The organism is Inquilinus sp., assembly GCF_057815775.1.
The window spans coordinates 1-2050 of sequence record NZ_JBYRFX010000259.1; the positions used below are offsets into that span (position 1 = coordinate 1).

The 2050-nt window shown below is 69.4% G+C and carries 2 protein-coding genes; one reads left to right on the top strand and one right to left on the bottom strand.

Annotation, left to right across the window (positions count from 1 at the left end):
* Positions 1–148: 148 nt before the first annotated feature.
* Positions 149–1375: an MFS transporter gene (locus AC3XYG_RS09185; protein ID WP_489139517.1), complete on the bottom strand. Its 1227-nt coding sequence runs from the start codon at positions 1373–1375 to the stop codon at positions 149–151.
* A 145-nt stretch (positions 1376–1520) separates the two neighbouring features.
* Between AC3XYG_RS09185 and AC3XYG_RS09190 the strand changes: the two genes are divergently transcribed.
* A partial coding sequence (locus AC3XYG_RS09190) for a LysR family transcriptional regulator (RefSeq protein WP_489139518.1) occupies positions 1521–2050 on the top strand: 530 nt, incomplete at its 3' end.

Here is a 2050-nt window from a genome sequence, read left to right on the forward strand (position 1 = left end):
GCTGTCCGGGGCTATGGGTTATCTGTGATCGCACCGACCTGACATTTCTTCTGACAGGCTTGTGGCGCGATCCGTTGGTCAGTACACCAGAAACTGCTCCGACTCTCAGGTCTGAGAGCGCGATTCGCCCCTGATCCCGGGCGGCGCCTCAGGCGGCAGCGCCCCGCGCAGCTTCGCCGGGGATCATCCGGGTCGCCGCAGCGGCCAGAACGGCGACAATGCCGGCGACGGCAAGTGCCACCGGCGCAGACCACTCGACCAGCATCCCGCCCAGCGCCGCACCCGCGGGGAAGCCCGCGATATTGAGGCTGATCGACACCGAAAGCACGCGCCCAAGCTGCCCCGGATCGGTCCGCCGCTGGCGCAGCGTCAACAGGCCGACATCGATCGGCCCAGCAAGGAGTCCAGCGAGCAGCAGGCCCGCGACCAGGCCTGGAGTACCGAACACTCCAGCGACCGGCCAGGCCGCAATCGCCGTGAGCCCCATCCCCCAGGCCATCACTGCCCGCTCGCGCCCTGCCGTTCGCAACCTCCCCGCCAGCAGCGCGCCCAGCCCGCCGACCACGCCGACGCCGGCCCAAAGCAGTCCGACGCCCGAACTAGCCGATCCGGCCGGAAGCCTCGCGATCAGGCACACCGGCACCACAATCGTCAGGACGCCCCAGGTGACTTGATATAGCGCGTAGGACACCACCAGGCCGCGCAACGTCGGCTGCAGCAGGACGACCCGTATCCCCTCCATCGCATCGCGCAGCATCGATCCGCGCCGGCGTTCCGAGGGCCATGACCGCCTGACCCCGGCGATGCACAGCGCCGCCGCCGCATAGGTTGCCGCAATGACCACCAGCGCCGGTTCGGCCCCCGCCCATCCGATCAGCACCCCGGCGACCGCCGGCCCAGCGACCTCCGCGACGGCGAAAATCGCGGTATCCAGTGCATTCACCCGGTCGAGCGCTTCAGCCGGCACCAGCCGCGGCAGCAGCGCCCGCACACCGGCCACACCAAGCGGACTGGTCAGCGAGAACAACGCGACCAGCACCAGCAGCAGCGATGGCGTCGCGCCCCCCAGCCGGTCGGCGCCGATCATTGCCACGATCAACAGCGCACTGAACGCCATGTCCACGGTGATCGCGCGCGCCGACCCGATTCGATCCAGCAGCACCCCGGCGAGCGGACTGAACAGCAGCCCCGGGGCCACCGCGGCAAAACTCAACCAGCCTGCCAGCTCAGGCGAGGCGAACCGGTTCAGTGCATAGAGCACGAGCGTCAGCGACAGCATCCGCCCGGCCAGCCGCGACAGCACGGTCGCAGCCAGCACGGACGGCAGATCGGCAATCGCCAGCAGCGCCCGATACGACGGCGCTCGCCCGGTCATCCCGGTCGTGGCATCGCTGGGATCCTATTGCCGGAGGACAGGATCAAAGCTGCTGCATCCATTCATCGCGAACCTCGCACAGGCCCGGCCGCGCGGGCAACCGGACCGGTGGCGCGACGCGTTCGCCCGCCGCAAAATGCCTCACATGACCCTCGACCAGCTTCGCGTCTTCGTCGCCGTCGCCGAACGCCAGCACGTCACCCGAGCGGCGGAGGCGCTGCATCTGGCGCAATCCGCGGCCAGTGCGGCGATCGCGGCGCTGGAATCCCGCCACGGCACCAAACTGTTCCATCGTGTCGGCCGCGGCATCGAACTGACCGAGGCGGGTACCCTGTTCCTGGTCGAGGCGCGCGCCGTGCTCGCCCGGGCGGAGGCCGCCGAACTGGTGCTGTCGGAACTGGCCGGCCTCAAACGCGGCATCCTCGCGGTGCAGGCCAGCCAGACCATCGCCAGCTACTGGCTGCCGCGCCATCTCGTCGCGTTTCGCCGAACCTATCCCGGGATCGAGGTCCGCCTGACCGTCGGCAACACCACCCAGGTCGCCCAGGCGATCCGCGAAGGCAGCGCTGAACTTGGCTTCGTCGAGGGCGAGGTAGACGAACCGCTGCTGTCGTTGCAGCCAGTTGCCCGCGACCAGCTCGTCGTCGTCGTCAGCTCCCTGCATCCCTGGGCCAC